The 15,005-nt window shown below is 67.2% G+C and carries 18 protein-coding genes; 11 read left to right on the forward strand and 7 right to left on the reverse strand.

Translation table 11 applies throughout. The annotated features are described in order from the left end of the window. Nucleotides 1-441, forward strand: coding sequence for a hypothetical protein (locus E0E05_RS16650; RefSeq protein WP_131617712.1), 441 nt, complete (start codon nt 1-3; stop codon nt 439-441). Here the strand turns inward: E0E05_RS16650 and E0E05_RS16655 are convergent. Both E0E05_RS16655 and E0E05_RS16660 read right to left on the reverse strand, forming a co-directional pair. After that, complete coding sequence (locus E0E05_RS16655) at nt 432-1,517, reverse strand: TraB/GumN family protein (RefSeq protein ID WP_131617713.1); 1,086 nt, start codon at nt 1,515-1,517, stop codon at nt 432-434. The genes E0E05_RS16650 and E0E05_RS16655 overlap by 10 nt on opposite strands. 54 nt (nt 1,518-1,571) lie before the next feature. Then, nucleotides 1,572-2,510, reverse strand: coding sequence for a tyrosine recombinase XerC (locus E0E05_RS16660; protein ID WP_131617714.1), 939 nt, complete (start codon nt 2,508-2,510; stop codon nt 1,572-1,574). A gap of 81 nt (nt 2,511-2,591) precedes the next feature. Here E0E05_RS16660 and rimM point away from each other — a divergent pair, with 81 nt between their 5' ends. The 4 genes from rimM (at nt 2,592) to E0E05_RS16680 (ending at nt 5,544) form a co-directional block, all read left to right on the forward strand. Further along, on the forward strand, nt 2,592-3,137 hold the full coding sequence (gene rimM, locus E0E05_RS16665; RefSeq protein WP_131617715.1) for a ribosome maturation factor RimM: 546 nt from the start codon (nt 2,592-2,594) through the stop codon (nt 3,135-3,137). Continuing rightward, nucleotides 3,134-3,847: a tRNA (guanosine(37)-N1)-methyltransferase TrmD gene (trmD, locus tag E0E05_RS16670; protein WP_131617716.1), complete on the forward strand. Its 714-nt coding sequence runs from the start codon at nt 3,134-3,136 to the stop codon at nt 3,845-3,847. Before rimM ends, trmD begins: the two co-directional genes overlap by 4 nt. A 192-nt stretch (nt 3,848-4,039) precedes the next feature. Next, on the forward strand, nt 4,040-4,570 hold the full coding sequence (gene rplS / locus E0E05_RS16675; protein WP_131617717.1) for a 50S ribosomal protein L19: 531 nt from the start codon (nt 4,040-4,042) through the stop codon (nt 4,568-4,570). A gap of 173 nt (nt 4,571-4,743) precedes the next feature. Beyond that, on the forward strand, nt 4,744-5,544 hold the full coding sequence (locus E0E05_RS16680; RefSeq protein ID WP_131617718.1) for a transporter substrate-binding domain-containing protein: 801 nt from the start codon (nt 4,744-4,746) through the stop codon (nt 5,542-5,544). A gap of 86 nt (nt 5,545-5,630) precedes the next feature. Here E0E05_RS16680 and E0E05_RS16685 read toward each other — a convergent pair whose 3' ends face one another. Next, entirely contained in the window at nt 5,631-5,834 is a 204-nt protein-coding gene (locus tag E0E05_RS16685) for a hypothetical protein (protein ID WP_131617719.1), read from the reverse strand. A 65-nt stretch (nt 5,835-5,899) separates the two neighbouring features. On the opposite strand from E0E05_RS16685, the gene E0E05_RS16690 reads away from it, so the two are divergent. From E0E05_RS16690 to E0E05_RS16710, 5 genes are all read left to right on the forward strand, one after another. After that, nucleotides 5,900-6,721 (forward strand): amino acid ABC transporter permease, encoded by an 822-nt coding sequence (locus E0E05_RS16690; RefSeq protein ID WP_131618109.1) that lies wholly within the window; start codon nt 5,900-5,902, stop codon nt 6,719-6,721. Between the two features lie 184 nt (nt 6,722-6,905). Continuing rightward, nucleotides 6,906-8,609, forward strand: coding sequence for a magnesium-protoporphyrin IX monomethyl ester anaerobic oxidative cyclase (gene bchE / locus E0E05_RS16695; protein ID WP_131617720.1), 1,704 nt, complete (start codon nt 6,906-6,908; stop codon nt 8,607-8,609). Nucleotides 8,610-8,646: 37 nt separating this feature from the next. After that, nucleotides 8,647-9,294 (forward strand): bacteriochlorophyll 4-vinyl reductase, encoded by a 648-nt coding sequence (gene bchJ, locus E0E05_RS16700; protein ID WP_131617721.1) that lies wholly within the window; start codon nt 8,647-8,649, stop codon nt 9,292-9,294. Nucleotides 9,295-9,379: 85 nt separating this feature from the next. Further along, nucleotides 9,380-10,786 carry a 3-isopropylmalate dehydratase large subunit gene (leuC, locus tag E0E05_RS16705; protein ID WP_131617722.1) on the forward strand — a complete coding sequence of 469 codons (1,407 nt, stop codon included), beginning with the start codon at nt 9,380-9,382 and terminating at the stop codon, nt 10,784-10,786. A 101-nt stretch (nt 10,787-10,887) separates the two neighbouring features. After that, complete coding sequence (locus E0E05_RS16710; RefSeq protein ID WP_158629403.1) at nt 10,888-12,072, forward strand: GGDEF domain-containing protein; 1,185 nt, start codon at nt 10,888-10,890, stop codon at nt 12,070-12,072. A 10-nt stretch (nt 12,073-12,082) separates the two neighbouring features. On the opposite strand, the gene E0E05_RS16715 is transcribed toward E0E05_RS16710, so the two are convergent. The 3 genes from E0E05_RS16715 to E0E05_RS16725 all read right to left on the reverse strand — a co-directional run bounded on the left by E0E05_RS16715 (nt 12,083) and on the right by E0E05_RS16725 (nt 13,896). Then, on the reverse strand, nt 12,083-13,030 hold the full coding sequence (locus E0E05_RS16715) for an AEC family transporter (RefSeq protein ID WP_131617724.1): 948 nt from the start codon (nt 13,028-13,030) through the stop codon (nt 12,083-12,085). Nucleotides 13,031-13,110: 80 nt separating this feature from the next. Next, entirely contained in the window at nt 13,111-13,545 is a 435-nt protein-coding gene (locus E0E05_RS16720; protein ID WP_131617725.1) for a YkvA family protein, read from the reverse strand. A 57-nt stretch (nt 13,546-13,602) separates the two neighbouring features. Beyond that, nucleotides 13,603-13,896 carry a 4a-hydroxytetrahydrobiopterin dehydratase gene (locus E0E05_RS16725; RefSeq protein ID WP_131617726.1) on the reverse strand — a complete coding sequence of 98 codons (294 nt, stop codon included), beginning with the start codon at nt 13,894-13,896 and terminating at the stop codon, nt 13,603-13,605. 72 nt (nt 13,897-13,968) lie between these two features. Between E0E05_RS16725 and E0E05_RS16730 the strand changes: the two genes are divergently transcribed. After that, entirely contained in the window at nt 13,969-14,448 is a 480-nt protein-coding gene (locus E0E05_RS16730) for a low molecular weight protein-tyrosine-phosphatase (protein ID WP_131617727.1), read from the forward strand. Here E0E05_RS16730 and thpR read toward each other — a convergent pair. Then, nucleotides 14,373-14,966 carry an RNA 2',3'-cyclic phosphodiesterase gene (thpR, locus tag E0E05_RS16735; protein ID WP_131617728.1) on the reverse strand — a complete coding sequence of 198 codons (594 nt, stop codon included), beginning with the start codon at nt 14,964-14,966 and terminating at the stop codon, nt 14,373-14,375. The genes E0E05_RS16730 and thpR overlap by 76 nt on opposite strands. Nucleotides 14,967-15,005: the final 39 nt, after the last annotated feature.

Consider the following 15,005-nt stretch of genomic DNA (forward strand, 5'->3'; position numbering starts at 1 on the left):
ATGCCGGCCCTGCGCCGGCTCGGGGTGATCGCGCTCGGCTATCTGCTCGCATCGGTCGCCGCCGGCATCGCGATGTCCACGACGGTCTGGACGAGCGGCCCGTTGACCGAACCGGTTCCCGCCGGGCTCGCCAGGGCGGTGGCCTCAGGTGCAATCATCATCGCGCCCTTCGTCGCCCTGATCGCGCTTCTTCCCGCCCTCGTGCTGGTGCCGCTGCTCGAACGCAATCGCGTCCGCGCGGCCGGTGTCTACGTCGTGCTTGCCGTGCTCACCGGGCTCGGCGCGATCGTCCTGATCGGTCCGTCGACGAGCGCCATCGAACTGGTGATGGGATCGACCGCCGGTCTGGCTGCGGGAATCGTCTACTGGGCGGTGGCGGGACGTCGGGCGGGCGACTGGGGCACGGCGCGCGGCCGCGATGCCACCGGCGGTCACTCGTAGACCGGTGTGACCGTGTAGCCGGCGTCCTCGAGCAGCTTTGCCAGACCCTCTTCGCCCGGCAGGTGCAGCGCGCCCACGGCGACGAACGCGCCGCCCTGTTCCAGCAGGGGCGTCACGCGTTCGGCCATGGTTCGGTTGCGCGAGGTGATCATCGTCCGCTCGAATGCAGCATAGCCGCCCTCGTCGCCGGTCGCCTCTGGCGTCAGAACGCGCAGGGTCGGCCAGACCGTGCCGGTGCGGCCGTCCTCGTAGAGCGCGATCATCGTTTCGATCACGTCGTCGATGCGCTCACCGAGCGCGACCGTCTCGACCAGCCCGCTGACATGGAACTCCATCGGAAGCGAGGCCATCGCCTCGAGCTGCTCGATGACCGTCTCGAGCCCGACAAGGTCCTTGCCGGACGCTTCGGCGCGCCGGGCAAGTGCGATGTCGAGGATTTCGAGCCCTGCCTGCTTGCGCGCCGTCTCGCACTCGGGCAGCGCCACCATCGCGGCGACGAGCCACGGCTTCATCCGGTCGACCAGCGCCAGTTGCAACCCCCGCTCCGACAGCCCTTCCTGAAGGCGCGCCCGGTCGGCATCGCTGAGATAGTCGCTGATGCGCTCGTCGCCGGTGAACATGGTCAGTTCGGGCCGGCTCATCAGCGCCATCTGCGCCTTGGAAGGATCGAGGATCTCGGTCGTCTCGATCACCACCGTGTTGGCGGCGGTAAAGGCCGCTTCGGCGAACGGCGGAAGTTCGGTGACGCGCGGATCGGTCATGTGCATCGTGCCGAACAGGAACGACGGCGCCACGCCGTCGCGTTCGATCCGGTAGAGTATGGCATCGCCATGGATCACGTCCGCGCCCTCGGCGAGCACGCGCGCATGCGTTTCCGGTTCGGTCTCGGCCAGTTCGGCAAGAAGGTTCTCGCCGGTGCAGGCCGCCGAGGCCGGTTGTTCGGCCCGCGCCGATACGGCAAGCGCCGTCAGCAGCACCATCGCCACGAACAGCGTGTTGATCAGGGCGATCAGCCTGAGCGCCACGCCGGACCAGCGGTCGACTGCGGCGGATGAAATTTGTGCGATCCGTGTCATCCGTTCACCATAGGGCGGCGTTGCGACCAATCGGTTAAGCGATATCGTAAATTGTCACGCACGCGGGTGGGCGGCACGCCAGGCATCCAGCAGACGCTGCGAATCGACGCCCGTATAGACCTGCGTCGTCGACAGGCTGGCATGGCCGAGCAGTTCCTGGATCGTGCGCAGATCGCCGCCCGACCCAAGAAGGTGGGTGGCGAAGGAATGGCGCAGCGCGTGCGGCGTCGCCGTCTCCGGCAGGCCGAGCGCCCCGCGCAGCGCCCGCATGTCGCGCTGGAGCACCGCCGGCTGCAGCGCCCCGCCGCGCGCGCCCCGGAACAGCGCCGTGCCGGGCGCCAGATCGTAGGGGCACAGGTCCCGGTAGGCATCGATCGCCTCGAACACCACCGGCAGCAACGGCACGGTGCGCGTCTTGCCGCCCTTTCCGGTTACCGCGATCGAGCGCGCCGACCGGTCGCGCAGATCGGCGCCGTCGAGCGCCAGCGCCTCGCCGATCCTGAGGCCGCAGCCGTAAAGCAGCGTCAGCACCGCCGCGTTGCGGGCCCGCATCCAGGGCGCCGCGTTGAGCTGTTCGCCCGCCTCGACGACCCGACTCGCATCGACCGCGGTCAGCGGCTTGGGCAGCGATTGGGGCTGGCGGGGCGCGCGCATCGCCGTCGCGGCGGCCGCGTTCGCAAGCCCCTCGCGTTCGAGATGCTTCAGGAAGGATCGCACGCCGGCAAGACAGCGCCCGATCGTGCGCACGCCCGCTCCCTGCCCGCGCCGGCGCGTCAGGAATGCGCGCAGGTCCATCGGCCTGAGACCGGCGATATCCTTCAGGCCGGGCGGCCCGCCCTGATGATCGGCCAGGAAATTCAGGAACTGACGCGTGTCGCGCTCATAAGCTTCCAGCGTGTTGGCCGCCAGCCGCCGCTCGCCGGCCAGCTTGTCGAGCCAGGCCTTGCGGGCGGCGAGCAGATCGGGCCGGGCGGGCAGCAGCGTTTCCCTCATGCACCAAACCTAGACCGGCATCGTTACCGCTTGCTTGACGGCGCGCTTGGCCCGGCGGACAGAACCGGCTATCGGCGTCTCATGAACGACAAGCCGACCAATCCGGTCCTGATGGGCGTGATCGGCGCGCCGCACGGCGTGCGCGGACAGGTGCGGGTCCGGTCCCATACCGGCGATCCGCTGGCGCTGGGCGACTACGGCCCGCTTTTCGACACCGCCGGCCGCCGTTACGAGGTCGCCGACATCCGGCCGGCCAAGGGCGTCGTCATCGTCACCTTCGCAGGCGTGACGGGCCGCGATGCGGCCGAGGCGCTGGGTGGCACCGAACTGTTCGTCGACCGGAGCCAGCTTCCCGATGAAGAACTCGACGAGGACGAGTTCTTCATCGAGGACCTGATCGGGCTGACCGCCGTGAGCGCGGACGGCGCTGCGCTCGGCCAGGTCATCGCCGTGCACGATTTCGGCGGCGGCGACGTGATCGAACTCAGGCCCGAACGCGGCGGCCGCACCGAACTCTACCCGTTCACACGCGCCGTCGTGCCCGAGATCGACCTCGACGCGGGCAGGCTGACGCTGGTCCCGCCCGGCGAAATCTTCGCAAGGCCCGAAGAGGACGAAACGCCGTGACCTTCCGCGCTTCGGTGCTGACCCTTTACCCGGACATGTTTCCGGGCACGCTCGGGCAGGCGCTGGCCGGCAAGGCGCTGGCCGACGGGCTGTGGTCGCTCGAGGTCACCCAGATCCGCGATTTCGCCACCGACCGGCACCGCAGCGTCGACGACACGCCGGCCGGTGGCGGCGCCGGCATGGTGCTGCGCGCCGACATCCTTGCCCGCGCGATCGACCATGTTTCGCCGGCCGATGACCCGCGCCCGCGCCTTCTGATGAGCCCGCGCGGCCGGCCGTTCGACCAGGCGATGGCCCGCGATCTCGCCGCCGGCCCCGGCGCCGTGATCGTCTGCGGCCGCTTCGAGGGAGTCGACGAGCGGGTCATCGAAGCCCGAGGCCTGACCGAGGTTTCGATCGGCGATTATGTGCTGTCGGGCGGCGAGGTCGCCGCCCAGATCGTGCTCGACGCGGCCATCCGCCTGCTGCCGGGCGTCATGGGCAACCAGGTGTCGGGTGAGACCGAAAGCTTCGAGACCGGCCTGCTCGAGCACCCGCACTACACGCGGCCGGCCGAATGGGAGGGCCGTTCGATCCCCGAGGTCCTGACCTCCGGCAATCATGCACGCATCGAGGCGTGGCGCCGGGAACGGGCCGAGGCGCTGACGCGCGAGCGGCGGCCCGATCTGTGGGCGGCATACACGGCCAAAAAACCGCCGCCGGAGAGGTGACAATGATGTCAATCTCCTGTATGAGCGCGCGGAATTTCGGCCCTGCCGAAGTCTTTGCAGCAATTACGGGCAGGACCAACGCTCCGGTTCGGGAATGATCTTGAACCAGGCGGCACGATGCGGTCGATCCTTCGACGATTGTGCGCCCCGGCGAGCGCTCTGGCGGCTCAAAAGAACAATGAGGACAGACCGATGGACGTGATCCGTCAACTCGAGGCCGAACAGGCCCAGAAGATCGCCGATAAACGCACCTTTCCCGATTTCTCGCCGGGCGACACGCTGCGCGTGCAGGTTCGCGTGACCGAAGGCAAGCGCACCCGTCTGCAGGCCTTCGAGGGCGTGTGCATCGCGCGCGCCGGCTCGGGCCTGAACGAGAACTTCACCGTGCGCAAGATTTCCTATGGCGAAGGCGTCGAGCGCGTGTTCCCCGTGTTCTCGCCGCTGGTCGAGCAGGTTGAAGTCGTCCGCCGCGGCAAGGTGCGCCGGGCCAAGCTCTATTACATGCGCGCGCTGCGCGGCAAGAAGGCCCGTATCGCCGAGAACACCGGCGTGCGCGCCCGCAAGCTGAACGAGGCCGAGCGCAAGGCGCTGGCCGACGAGCGTGCCCGCATCGAGGCCGAGAAGGTCGCCGCCGCCGAGGCGCTGGCCGCCGAAAAGGCAGCCGAGGAAGCGGCGGAAGCCGCAAAGGCGGCCGAAGGCGAGAACGCCGACAACAACGCGTAACGCACCCCGGCGAACGCCGGTCGACGATAGGGGGCGGCCCGTTCGGAGCCGCCCTTTTTCGTGCCCGGGTCTCCGGCCGCCGCCGTACGCCCTTGCGCGGCACGCTGCGGCGCGGCACTGTGTCGTCTGGCCCGGACGTGCCGGGACCAGCGTTCTCAAAGGAGAGTATCGTCATGCCGAGAGCCCGTCTCGCCCCCGTTCTGGCGGCCGCCGCCGCCCTCGTGACCGTCACCGCCGCCGCCGCGCAGGACCTGCCCGATCTTGAAGGGCGCACGATCACCGTGGTCACCGAGAATGCCTACCCGCCGCTGCAGTTCCTCGACCCGGAAACCGGCGAGCAGATCGGCTGGGAATATGACGCCATGGCCGAGATCGCCGAGCGCCTGAACGCCGAGATCGAGTACCAGAACATCTCTTGGGACGCGATGATCCAGGCGGTTTCCGACGGCCAGTACGATATCGGCATGACCGGCATCACCATCCGCGAGGACCGTGCCGAGAAAGTCGACTTCTCGGACAAATACATGACCAGCGAGATGTTCATGCTGGTGCGCGGCGACGAGGATCGCTTCAACGACGCCGAGAGCTTTGCCGCCGACGAGAACCTCCTTGTCGGCGCCCAGCCCGGCACGACGCCGTTCTATGTCGCGGTTTACGACGTGCTCGACGGCGACGAGGGCAATGCGCGCATCAAGCTGTTCGAGACCTTCGGCGCTGGCGTGCAGGCGCTGCGCACCGGCGATGTCGACATGGTGCTGACCGACGGCACTGCCGGCCAGGGCTATGTCGATGCTTCCGACGGCGCACTGAAACTCGTCGGCGAACCGCTCGGCACCGAGGATTTCGGCTTCATCTTCCCCAAGGGCTCCGACCTGGTCGAGCCGGTCAATGCCGCCATCGCCTCGATGGAAGCGGACGGCACGCTCGATGCGCTCAACCGGAAGTGGTTCCTCGAATACAAGCTGGGACAGTAGCGCCAAGGGGCCCTGTCGACGCGCATTTCATGCGAGCAGGCGCGCATTTTGTCCCCGCGCGCCTGCTTGCGAACCGGCAATCGGGGTTACCCGAAGACGGTGCGAGCATAGGTCACCAGCACGAACGCGATCACGAGCGCCAGTGTGATCGTGACCAGGGACGAAAATGTCGGCTCGTTGCGCGCCATGCGTTTGACCTGATCCAGATGCCATCGTGGCGAAAAGACCTTCGCGCCGTAGAACAAATAGAAAATGCCGAACGCGATGATCACCCAAACGATCTTGGACACGTCTTTTCCCTCCGCACGCCAACGGGCTCTATGAAATCGCGAAGCCGCTGGCAAATCCCATGACCATGCTGCCGCCCGAGCCGTCGCGACCGTCACCCGAACGCGACTTTCCCTGGTGGCTGGTGGCGATCGTCGTCATCGGCGTCGTTCTGGCCGTCGTCATCGCCACCAACGACCTCTACACGCAGGTCTTCCGCACGGTTTCGCGCGGCGTTCAGATCACCGTCTTCGTCACGCTGGTCGGCTTCGCCATGGCAAGCCTGGTCGGCCTCGTCTTCGCGCTGATGGCGCTTTCGAACTCGCTGATCCTGCGCCAGGTCTCGCGCTTCTACGTCGAGGTCATCCGCGGCGTGCCGATCATCGTTCTGCTGTTCTACATCGCCTTCGTCGGCGCGCCGGCGCTGGTCGTCGCCATCAACTGGCTGACCTGGCCGCTGCAGCAGATGGGGCTTTCCGAGCCCTGGCAGGTGCGCGACATCTCGCTTCTGTGGCGTGCGGTCCTGGCGCTGATGATCGGCTATTCGGCCTTCATCGCCGAAGTCTTCCGCGCGGGTATCCTCGCCGTCGACAAGGGCCAGATCGAGGCGGCCGAGGCGCTCGGCCTGTCGCGCTTCCAGCGCTTCCGCTTCATCGTCTTCCCGCAGGCGATCAAGACGATCCTGCCGCCGCTCGGCAACGATTTCGTCGCCATGGTCAAGGATTCCTCGCTCGTCTCGGTGCTCGGCGTCGCCGACATCACGCAGATGGGCAAGGTCTACGCGTCCGGTTCCTTCCGCTTCTTCGAGACCTATTCGATCGTCGCCTACATCTACCTGATCCTGACGATCTCGCTGTCGATCGGCCTGCGGCAACTCGAAAAGCGGCTCAGACGCAGCCAGAAGGGATAGCCGCCACCACCCCCTCATCCTGAGGTGCGAGCGCAGCGAGCCTCGAAGGACGAGGGTGGTGGCTGCGCGCACCTCAGTATGAGAAAAGGCGGCCGTCCGCCAACGCGCGATGACGTTGACCTATGTCAAGTTCAATTGACAGCGAGGGCATAGCCTGTCCGGGAACGATCCCGGGAGGCCCGCCATGCATGTCGTACTCGTCCACCCCAACTATCACTCGGGCGGGGCGGAGATCGCCGGCAACTGGCCGCCGGCCTGGGTCGCCTATCTGGCCGGCTCGCTGCGAAAGGCCGGTTTCGACAAGGTCACCTTCATCGACGCGATGACCAACGACATCGACGATGTCGACCTGGGCAAGCGCCTGGCCGACCTGCAGCCCGACATCGTCGGCACCACGGCGATCACCCCGTCGATCTACGTCGCCGAGAACGTGTTGAGGATTGCGCAGCAGGTCTGCCCGAACGCGGTGCGCGTGCTCGGCGGCATCCACGCCACCTTCATGTACAAGCAGGTGCTGTCCGAGGCGCCCTGGGTCGACGTGATCGTGCGCGGCGAGGGCGAGGAGATCTTCGCCGAACTGGTCACCTGCATCGCCGAAGGGCGCTGGCCGGCCGATCGCGAGGCGATCAGGGGCCTGGCCTTCATCGACGGCGACGAGATCATCGCGACGCCCGCCGCGCCCACCGTCAAGGATCTCGAGGCGATCGATCCGGACTGGTCGCTGCTCGAATGGGACAAGTACATCTACGTCCCGCTCGGCGTGAAGGTCGCGATCCCGAACATGGCGCGCGGTTGCCCCTTCACCTGTTCGTTCTGCTCGCAGTGGAAGTTCTGGCGCGATTACCGCGTGCGCGATCCCAATGCGGTGGTCGACGAGATCGAGAAGCTGGTCAACGATCACGGTGTCGGCTTCTTCATCCTCGCCGACGAGGAGCCGACCATCAACCGCAAGAAGTTCATCCAGTTCTGCGAGGAACTGATCGCGCGCGGCCTGCCCGACAAGATCAAGTGGGGCATCAACACGCGCGTCACCGACATTCTGCGCGACGAGGAGCTGCTGCCGCTCTACCGCAAGGCCGGCCTGGTGCACGTCTCGCTCGGCACCGAGGCGGCCGCCCAGCTCAAGCTCGACCAGTTCAACAAGGAGACCAAGGTCGAGGACAACAAGCGCGCGATCAAGCTGCTGCGCGATGCCGACATCTTCGTCGAGGCGCAGTTCATCGTCGGCCTCGACAACGAGACCGCCGAGACGCTCGAGGAAACCTACCGCATGGCTTGGGACTGGCAGCCCGACCTTGCCAACTGGGCCATGTACACGCCCTGGCCGTTCACGCCGCTGTTCCAGGAGCTGGGCGACAAGGTCGAGGTGTTCGACTTCTCCAAGTACAATTTCGTCACCCCGATCATGAAGCCGCAGGCGATGGACCGCGATGAGCTTCTCGACCGGGTAATGAACAACTACCGGCGTTTCTATTCGAAGAAGGCGCTGTTCCACTATCCCTGGCGCGGCACCGGCTTCAGGCGACGCTATCTTCTGGGCTGCCTGAAGGCGTTCCTGAAAGCCGGCTTCCAGCGCAAGTTCTATGACCTGGGCAAGCACAATTATTGGGGCCCGCAATCGAAGGGGAAGGTCGACTTCCATTTCGACGACACGCGCACCATCGCCAAGGCGCAGATGGACGACTGGGCCGCGATCCACGACAAGAAGATCGCATTGGCCGAAGCCCGCAAGCGCATCGAGACAAACGAGGACGGCGTGCCGATGGCCTGCGGCGGCGGCACCGAGCAGATGGAGGACTATTCCGGCCTGCCGACCTCCACCCGTCGGCCCAAGCGCCCGCCGAAGGTCAAGCTGCCGACCGACGAGTACCAGGAGCCGGCCCAATAGCCGCGCCTTCGTCGCGGGCTGGCAGGAGGAGTAACCGATGAGCGCCATGCCCGACGCCGGAACCCTCGATGCACGCCCCTTCGCGGGCACCGCCGGCGACGGCATGAGCGCCGGCCGCCACACGGTCGGGCCGAACGCGATCATCCAGACGCGGGCCGCGCTCGACGAGATCGTCGGCATCGGTCGCCGCCGGGCGATCTTCGGGACGTCCGGCCATGGCGCCTTTGCCGACCACGATCCGGACGGCATGGTCGAGGCGCGCATCGTCAACGCCCTCAATTACGAGATCGCCGCCCGGCTCGACCCGGAGACCGCCCACGCCGTGATAAAACGGGCGGGCGAGATGACCGGCGATTACATCCTCGCCAATCGCATCCCGAAACCGGCGCAATGGCTGCTCAGGCGCTTGCCGCGCGCGTTGGCGCAACGCCTGCTGATGGCTGCGATCGCCAGGAACGCCTGGACGTTTGCCGGCCATGCCCGGATCGAGACTGGCCCTGACTTCATCGCCATTCACGAAAACCCGATCTGTCTGGGCAAGGTCGGCTTTTCGTCCTGCGTCTGGCACGCGGCGGTGTTCCGCCGGCTCTTCACCACGCTGGTGGACCCGGCCATCACCGTCCACGAGACCGAATGCGTCGGCTGGGGCGGCGAGGCCTGCCGGTTCGAGATCGTGCGGCCCTAGGCGCTCCGCCCGTCCTTGACCCTCCCGCCCGCCATGTGCATATCGGCGTGACCGCATTCACCACATTCGAACGGGACACGCCGCCATGGCCGCGCCGCGCACGCTCTATGACAAGATCTGGGACGACCATCTGGTCCACGACGCCGAGGACGGCACGTCGCTGATCTACATCGACCGGCATCTGGTGCACGAGGTGACCAGCCCGCAGGCCTTCGAGGGTCTGCGCATGGCGGGCCGCGCCGTCCGGCAGCCCGAAAAGACGCTCGCCGTCGTCGACCACAACGTGCCCACTTCGCCCGACCGGCACGAGGGCATCAAGAACGAGGAAAGCCGCATCCAGGTCGAGGCGCTGGCCAGGAACGCCGCCGATTTCGGCATCGAGTACTATTCGGAAAGCGACCGCCGACAGGGCATCGTCCATATCGTCGGCCCCGAACAGGGCTTCACCCTGCCCGGCATGACGATCGTCTGCGGCGACAGTCATACCTCCACGCACGGCGCCTTCGGCGCGCTGGCGCACGGCATCGGCACGTCCGAGGTCGAACATGTCCTGGCGACGCAGACGCTGATCCAGTCCAAGGCGAAGAACATGCTGGTGGAGGTCAACGGCACCGCGCCCGAGGGCGTGACCGCCAAGGACATCATCCTCGCCATCATCGGTCAGATCGGCACCGCCGGCGGCACCGGCCATGTCATCGAATATGCGGGCGAGGCGATCCGCGCCCTGTCCATGGAAGGGCGCATGACGGTCTGCAACATGTCGATCGAGGGCGGCGCCCGCGCCGGCATGATCGCGCCCGACGAGACCACATTCGCCTACATCAAGGACCGGCCGCGCGCGCCCAAGGGCGCCGCCTGGGACATGGCGATGGAGTACTGGAAGACGCTCCACACCGACGAGGGCGCACGCTTCGACAAAATCGTCACACTCGACGCGGCCGATCTGCCGCCGATCGTCTCCTGGGGTTCGTCGCCCGAGGACGTCATCGCCGTCGATGGCGTCGTGCCCAACCCCGACGACATCGAGGACGCCAACAAGCGCGCCTCGAAATGGCGGGCGCTCGACTATATGGATCTCAGGCCCGGAACGAAGATCACCGACATCGAGATCGACCGCGCCTTCATCGGCTCGTGCACCAACGGCCGCATCGAGGATCTGCGCGCCGTCGCAAAGGTCGTCGAGGGCAAGCGCGTGCATGAGCGCGTCGACGCGATGATCGTGCCCGGCTCCGGGCTGGTCAAGGCGCAGGCCGAGGCCGAGGGGCTGGACGTCATCTTCAAGGCGGCCGGTTTCGACTGGCGCGAGCCGGGCTGCTCGATGTGCCTTGCCATGAACGATGACCGGCTCAAGCCCGGCGAGCGGTGCGCGTCGACCTCGAACCGGAACTTCGAGGGCCGGCAGGGCTACAAGGGCCGCACCCATCTGGTCTCGCCCGCCATGGCGGCGGCGGCGGCCATCGCCGGCCGCTTCGTCGACGTGCGCAAGCTCTGAGCGCGGCCCTCGAAATCCGCATTTTGCCGCGGTTCCGGGTCCGGGCTTTCACGCTCCCTTAAGCGCGCGCGGGTTATGCCCGCCGTGAACGGGGAATGAGCGTGGAACTGACAACCGCCGGCATTGTCGCGTCACTGGGTGTGCTGTTCGGCCTGAACTTCATCGGGCTGTTCGTGGCCGCCTACGCGCTCGACCGCACGTCGGGCCACATCGTCTGGTATCTGGCGGCGACGGTCGCCTTCATCGTCAGCGGCGTGGCGTTCCTGCTGTCGAGCCTGACGCCGTTGACCGCGCCCTTCCTGATCATCGACGATCTGTTCACGGGGGCCGGCTTCGCCCTGCTCGGCGTCGGTTTCGCACGCGCCTTCGCGCTCGATATACCGTGGCGCGCGATGGCGGCCTGGATGTCCGTCGGGCTCGTGCTCGTTCCCGCCCTCGCCCTGATCGGCGAGCTGGCGCTGACGCGCCTTATCCCGGTCAGCGTGTGGCATGCCGTCGCGCCGACCGTGATCGGCCTTGTCCTTTGGCGGGCGCCCGAGGGACGCACGATCATGCGGGTGCTCGGCGCCTTCGTGCTGGTCGCGGCGCTTGCGGTGCTGGTGCGGCCCGCCTTTTCGGTGCTGATCACGGCCAACCCCGCGCTCGACCACGCCCGCCAGGTCGAGATCTACGGCGCGCTCGTCTCGATACCCTTCCTGGTCGCCATGTTCGGCATCGCCGCCGGCGTGTTCTTCCACGTGATGAGCGATCTCGCGCACGGCTACCGGAACGCCTCGATCACCGACGCGCTCACCGGTCTGCTCAATCGGCGCGGCTTCCTCGATGCGGCCGCCGAGCAGATCGCCACGCCCGCGCACCTGATCATGGTCGACATCGACCGGTTCAAGACGATCAATGACGGCCACGGCCATGACGCCGGCGACCGGGTGCTCGTCGCCGTCGCCGCGATCATCGCCCGCGCCGCGCCGCGGCCGCACCTGAGCGGCCGGCTCGGCGGCGAGGAGTTCGCGATCATCGCCCAGCGCACCGAAACGGCGACGGCAAGGGCACTGGCGCAGTCTCTGCGCAGCGCGATCGCGATCGAACTGGACGGGGTGGTTGCCGAAGGGGTCTCCGTCACCGCCAGCCTGGGCGTCGCGCCGATCGTCGACCGCGATGTCGCATCGGCCCTGATCGACGCCGACCGGGCGCTCTATGCGGCCAAGCGCGCCGGCCGCAACGCCGTGCGCACGGCACCCGATCAGGTCGCCTCCCCCGAGCGCCGGCGTGGCAGCCGGGCCGGATGACCGCCGCCGGTCAAAGCGGCAGCAGCGTGTCCACCACGTAGAGCCAGATCGAGATCGTTACCACCGATAGCGCCGTGGCGAGCAGCAGCGTCGAGGCGGCCAGGTTCACCGCCCGGTCATAGAGCGTGGCGAAGATGTAGATGTTCACCCCCGGCGGCATGGCGGCGAGCGCCACGGCCGCATGCACGGCGACGCTCGAAAGGCCGAAGACGTAGTGCGAGAGCACGAAGGCGATCGCCGGATGGACGATCAGCGAAAAGGCCGACGCGGTCAGCGTCTCGGGCAGCGCGGCGGTCAGCCTGTAGCGGGTCAGCGCCGCGCCGATCCCGACCAGCGCGACCGGAATCGCCGCCGCCGCCAGCATGTCGACGCTCGCCTGAAGCGGTTCCGGCAGCACAAGGCCCGATGCGTTGACGGCAAGGCCGGCCAGAATGCCGGCCATCAGCGGATTGGCGATGATCGACCGGCCGGCCCTGCGCAGCGTTTCGCCCAGCGTCCGGCCGTCGCGGCGCATCAGTTCCATGGTGATCATGCCGACCGTGTAGATCAGCGGCGCGTGCAGGGCGATGATGCCGAACGCCATCGTCATCGTCGCTTCGCCATAGGCGCGCTCGACGATCGGCAGCCCGAGCAGGACCGAGTTCGAGAAGGTGCCGGCGAAACCGACGGCGACGGCTTCGCCGGGCCGACGCTTGAAGACCCTGCGTGCGACGATGATGCCGGCGGCGAAGCAGAAGAACACGCCCGTATAGAAGCTGATCAGCAGCGGCGGAAGAAAGGCCTGACCGAGATCGATCCCGGCCATCGCGCGGAACAGCAGCACCGGCACGGCGATCCGCACCGCGAACGTGTTCAGCGCATCGGCAAAATCATCCTTGAGATAGCCCGTGCGGATCGCGCCATAGCCGACCCCGATCAGGATGAAGACGGGCAGAATGGTCTGCAGAATGGCGAGCATAGGAAATCACGCAAGGCCGCGGAACGGGCACAGCGCTGCCATAAGCCAATGCTTGCGGGAATGCGAGGGCCGGCGCGACCTCAGCCGCGCGTCGCCTCGCCGTCGATGATCGGCGAGTCGTCCTCGCCGCCATCGCCGGTCCTGATGTCCTCTTCGGCAAGCGCTTTGCGGGCGGCCGCCCGATGCGCCTCGGTGATGTTGCCGCGCACGGCCGCGAACGCCGCCGTCAGCACGGCGATGTCGTCGCCGAAGCCGAAGCCGATAAGGAAGTCGGGAATGGAGTCGAGGGGCAGAATGAAATAGGCGAGCGCCGCCAGAAGGATGCCGCGAACACGCGGCGGCGTCTCCGGATCCATCGCGCAATAGTAGCCCGCGACGACCTCGTCGATGAACGGGATCATGCGCGCATAGCGCTTGACCTTCGGCCAGAACCGGTTGCGCACGCGCTTTTCGCGCCTGCCCTGCTCTTCCTCGCTGCCCGGCTCGAGTATCTCGCCGATCTTCACATCGTCCATCGTCTGCCTCCTCGACAGCAGATGGGGCGAGGATCGGCGCCTTTCAAGCAAGGCCGGTCAGCCGGCCGCCTTGTTCATCGCCCTGGCCAGCTTGATGTCGAGTTCGGTGACGCCGCCCGAATCGTGCGTGGTCAGGCGCACGTCAACGCTGTTGTAGACGTTCGACCATTCCGGATGATGGTCCATCTTCTCGGCGGTCGGCGCGCACGTCGCCATGAAGCCGAACGCGGCCGGAAAATCGGCGAACTTGAAGCCGGCCGTGATCGCCTTGCCGCCCTCTTCAAGCGTCCAGCCATCCAGATCGGCCAGCGCGGTTGTCAGTTCCTCGTCGGTCAGGCAGGGTTTGGGCATCGTCCGGCCTCCTTTACTCGCGTTGTCGGTTGCCGCGAACATAGCGAGGCGATCGGAGAGGAAAAGACGCCCATGCGCATTCTGTTCGTCTGCCTCGGCAACATCTGCCGGTCGCCGCTTGCCGAAGGTCTCTTCCGGCATGCCGCCGCGCAGGCCGGCCTCGGCGACCGCGTCGCGGTGGATTCCGCCGGAACCGGCGACTGGCATTGCGGCGAAGCGCCCGACCCGCGCGCGATCACGGTGGCCGCACGGTACGGCATCGACATCTCGGGCCAGCGTGCCCGGCAGATCCGGCGGGAGGACTTCCACGCCTTCGACCTGATCCTCGGCATGGACCACGCCAACGTAAACCATCTCACCCGCATGGCCGCCCATGACGGCACCGCCGAGATCGATCTGTTTCTCGCCCGCGCGACCGGCGAACGGCGCGACGTGGCCGATCCCTATTTCGGCGAGGCAGCCGGTTTCCAGACCGCCTATGACGACATAAAGGCCGGCGCCGAGGCGCTTGCCGCCGGTCTCGCCATGCCCGTCTCGCGCGACAGCGGATAGCTTTCCTCGACGAGGTAGGGCCCGCCGCCGACCGAATCGCGCGAACTCATCAGCACGAACCGGTCGACCCTGAACGGCGGAACATAGAAGCCGCCGCGCACCGACAGATAGTTGGCGACCGCGCCCGGCGAGGCGTTGCGCAGCCGCGCCAGCGTCACGTGCGGAGTGAACTTGCGCGGATCGGGCGCAAGACCGAGCCGCCGGCAGATGCCGGCGATCTCGGCCTGCAGGTCATAGAGGTCCGGGCAGCCGGTCGGCACCGCGAACACGCTGTGCGGTTTCTTGCCTCCGAAGGCGCCAAGCCCGGAAAAGCCCATCATGAACGGCCGGCGATGCACGCGTTCGAGCGCATGCGCGACCTCGTCGGCCATGTGATGTTCGATGTCACCGATGAACCGCAATGTGAGGTGGTAGTTCTCCATGTCGATCCAGCGGGCGCCCGACAGGCCTCCGCGCAGCATCGACAGGTGGGTTGCGGCATGGTGAGGGATTTCGAGAGCGGCAAACAGGCGCGGCATGACAGGTCCCCTCATGTTGAGCGGTGGGCACGGCCATCG

The organism is Roseitalea porphyridii (assembly GCF_004331955.1).
Classification (GTDB): Bacteria; Pseudomonadota; Alphaproteobacteria; order Rhizobiales; family Rhizobiaceae; genus Roseitalea; species Roseitalea porphyridii.

Bases quoted from the DNA above. Each gene is read 5' to 3' on its own strand.
- E0E05_RS16650 (WP_131617712.1), top strand. From the start codon at position 1: ATGCCGGCCCTGCGCCGGCTCGGGGTGATCGCGCTCGGCTATCTGCTC.
- E0E05_RS16655 (WP_131617713.1), bottom strand. From the start codon at position 1,517: ATGACACGGATCGCACAAATTTCATCCGCCGCAGTCGACCGCTGGTCC.
- E0E05_RS16660 (WP_131617714.1), bottom strand. From the start codon at position 2,510: ATGAGGGAAACGCTGCTGCCCGCCCGGCCCGATCTGCTCGCCGCCCGC.
- rimM (WP_131617715.1), top strand. From the start codon at position 2,592: ATGAACGACAAGCCGACCAATCCGGTCCTGATGGGCGTGATCGGCGCG.
- rplS (WP_131617717.1), top strand. From the start codon at position 4,040: ATGGACGTGATCCGTCAACTCGAGGCCGAACAGGCCCAGAAGATCGCC.
- E0E05_RS16680 (WP_131617718.1), top strand. From the start codon at position 4,744: ATGCCGAGAGCCCGTCTCGCCCCCGTTCTGGCGGCCGCCGCCGCCCTC.
- E0E05_RS16690 (WP_131618109.1), top strand. From the start codon at position 5,900: ATGCTGCCGCCCGAGCCGTCGCGACCGTCACCCGAACGCGACTTTCCC.
- bchE (WP_131617720.1), top strand. From the start codon at position 6,906: ATGCATGTCGTACTCGTCCACCCCAACTATCACTCGGGCGGGGCGGAG.
- bchJ (WP_131617721.1), top strand. From the start codon at position 8,647: ATGAGCGCCATGCCCGACGCCGGAACCCTCGATGCACGCCCCTTCGCG.
- leuC (WP_131617722.1), top strand. From the start codon at position 9,380: ATGGCCGCGCCGCGCACGCTCTATGACAAGATCTGGGACGACCATCTG.
- E0E05_RS16715 (WP_131617724.1), bottom strand. From the start codon at position 13,030: ATGCTCGCCATTCTGCAGACCATTCTGCCCGTCTTCATCCTGATCGGG.
- E0E05_RS16720 (WP_131617725.1), bottom strand. From the start codon at position 13,545: ATGGACGATGTGAAGATCGGCGAGATACTCGAGCCGGGCAGCGAGGAA.
- E0E05_RS16725 (WP_131617726.1), bottom strand. From the start codon at position 13,896: ATGCCCAAACCCTGCCTGACCGACGAGGAACTGACAACCGCGCTGGCC.
- E0E05_RS16730 (WP_131617727.1), top strand. From the start codon at position 13,969: ATGCGCATTCTGTTCGTCTGCCTCGGCAACATCTGCCGGTCGCCGCTT.
- thpR (WP_131617728.1), bottom strand. From the start codon at position 14,966: ATGCCGCGCCTGTTTGCCGCTCTCGAAATCCCTCACCATGCCGCAACC.